General features: G+C 64.9%; 1 protein-coding gene. It reads right to left on the reverse strand.

The annotated features are described in order from the left end of the window. Positions 1–2601: ADP-ribosyltransferase (locus B042_RS25815; RefSeq protein ID WP_304412549.1), on the reverse strand; the 2601-nt coding region annotated here is incomplete at both ends.

Genomic DNA, 2601 nt, shown 5'->3' on the forward strand with positions numbered 1-2601 from the left:
GGGGAAGGCGTGGGGGTTGCGGTGGGGGTGGCCCAGGACCTGCTCGCCGTAGGCGTAGCCGTCGTCGTTGGTGGTGAAGGTGCGGTAGCCGTCCGGGTTGACCTGGCCCGGGGCGGTGTTTGGGATGGGGGGCAGGAAGGGGTGTGACGCGGGGGCGGTGTGTGCTTGTGGTGCGGGGGGCTGTTCGGTGTGCGGTGTGGGCTGTGCTGTGAAGGGGGCCGGTGCGGTGCGCAGGACCTCGGCGGTGAGGAAGGTGTGGCCGCCGAAGTCTGAGACGTCGGTGATTTGGTAGCTGGTACCGCGAGGGAGGATCAGTTCCCGCTGGGTGGGGTCTCCGCTGTGTGTTCCCAGCCAGTGGCTGGGGGTGCCGGCCGGGACCGTGAGCAGGAGGGTGAAGCCCGCCTTCTTCCAACCGGGGGTCAGTCCCAGGGAGGTGGACAGGTAGCCCGGTTCGGTCTGGACCGTTCCCACCAGTGCCTGCGGGTTCGCGGGGTCGTATCCGCCCAGGAAGGTGAGGTTGTCCAGGCTGCGGCGGACGGAGACGGTCTCGGGCAGGGTGCGGGGGCCGAAGGCCTGGTCCAGGACGGAGACGAAGCGGCGGATGTCGTTGGCGTCGGGGAAGTGCCCGAACACGTCGGTCAGCCGTCCGCGCAATCCGGATCTGGCGATCCAGGTCCTGCGTTCCTGTTCGGGGTCGGGGGCGTTCAGGATGGAGTCGACGACGGTCTGATGCCAGGCGGGCAGGGGGCGGGGGGCGTGTGCGAGGTCGTCCAGGGTGGGGAAGCGCCCGTCGCGTCCCAGATCGAACAGGAGCAGGCCCGGGCCCACGTTTGCGCGCTGTTCTTGCAGGTATGCCGTGATGCGTTCGTCCTGGGCGAGTCGCAGTGACTGGTTGAACACCACGCCGATGCGCATGTAGGTGTCGAGGGCGTCCCGTTGCTCGCGGGGCAGTCGTGTGTAGGCGTGGGGGTTGCGGTGGGGGTTGTCGAGGACCTGGGCGCCGTAGCCGGCGGCTTCGACGTCGTCGGCGAAGCGGCGGGCCCCGTCCGGTGCGCGAACGCCCGGGGCGGTCTCCAAACCCTCGGGGGTGGTGGACGTTCCGATGGCGGGGGGGAGGACCTCGGCGTCGAACCTCTCCCAGTATGTGTCGTCCGCGAAGGCCCTGTTGATGACGTAGCGGGTGCCGCGGGGCAGCAGTAGTTTCCGGTATCCGGTGATTTCGCTCTCCCCAAACCAGAGCCCCCGGCTCCCGTCCGGCAGGGCGAGGACGAGCTCTGAGGGGAGAAGGGGAATTTCGGCTTCCCTTCTCACCTGGACGGCCAGGACATTGGGGGAAGTCTGGATGGAGTCCTTGAGCAGGTACCGGGAGTAGAATCCAAAAAATATCTTCTCCTTCCCGGGAAGGGGGAGGGGACGACGCACCGTGAGAGGCTCGGGCAGAGGACGGTCCAGTGCCTGGTCGACCAGGTCGAGATTCCGTTCCAGTTCGTCGATGGAGGGGATCCCCCCGAACGCCTCGATCATGCGGCCGATGTCCGACTCCCTGATCTTCTCTATTGTTTTTTCGAGTCGGTGATCGCTCATCGACCTGACCCAGGACAAGGCTTTGAAATGCCCGTATGAAAGTGTCCCCGGGGTGTTCTGGATCTTCTTTACTGATTCCAGTGTCATGGGCTGGAATCCCGTCATCTCGTAGAGCAGCCATTCCGGTTCATGTGTTTCGTAGACTTCCCATGCCCAGACGTTCCCGGGTTCTCTGCTGTCCCCTTCTCTGATCTGTGGGAGATATTGATAGAAATTATCTATTTTGATGTACTTCTGGACGGCTTCGCGCTGTTCCTTTGGGAGGTTGGCGAAGGCGTGGGGGTTCCTCTCCGGGTTGTTGAGGAACTGTTCGGCATATCTGATCGCCTGGCCTTCGGTGGCGAATTTCCGGAACCCGTCCGGGCCGAGTGACCCCGGAACCGCGTCGGGATCCTCCTCGGTTTCCGATACATCAGTGTCGGAATACGTCCCCTTGTCCGTCACCGAGTCTGTTTCCGTTTCCGCAGGAGCGTCGTGTGTGTGCGCCAGGTGCCAGCTGATCTTTTCGTAGTACTCCTCGGCGTCCGTGAGCGCGATGTCCGCTTCGATGCCGTCGGGGTCTTGCCGGAGGGCCTGGGCGGCTTCCTCCAAAGCTTCGACGGCTTCGTTCAGGTCCTCCGTTTGTCTTTCCAATATCTCTACGGCGAACCGACTGTTCCTGATCTGCTGCCGGGCCTGTTCGGACTCAGGGCCGTCGGCCGCGATGCGCTCCTCCAGGCGTTGGACGCGCTCGCGTTGGGTCCGGGTCTCGTGGTCGGTTCTCTCGGCCTCCGCTCGTACGGCGCGTGCCTGTTCCTCCAGTTCGTCGGCTTTTTTGGCGTGGTCGGTCCCTTCGCTGCCGGAGGAGTCCCCGCTTGCTTCGGAAGAGGCGTCTGTCTGGAGGGGTGGTGGGGTGGGTGCGGTGGTGGGGGTCTCTTGGTGGGCGGTGATCTGTTCGTGCAGGTGGGGCCAGGCGTTTCTGAGGGCGGGGTGCAGGGGCAGGGTGGTGGCCTCGTCGGCGGGGACCCAGCGCAGTTC

Origin of the sequence: Nocardiopsis sp. CNT312 (genome assembly GCF_000515115.1) — a bacterium.
Taxonomy (GTDB): domain Bacteria; phylum Actinomycetota; class Actinomycetes; order Streptosporangiales; family Streptosporangiaceae; genus Nocardiopsis.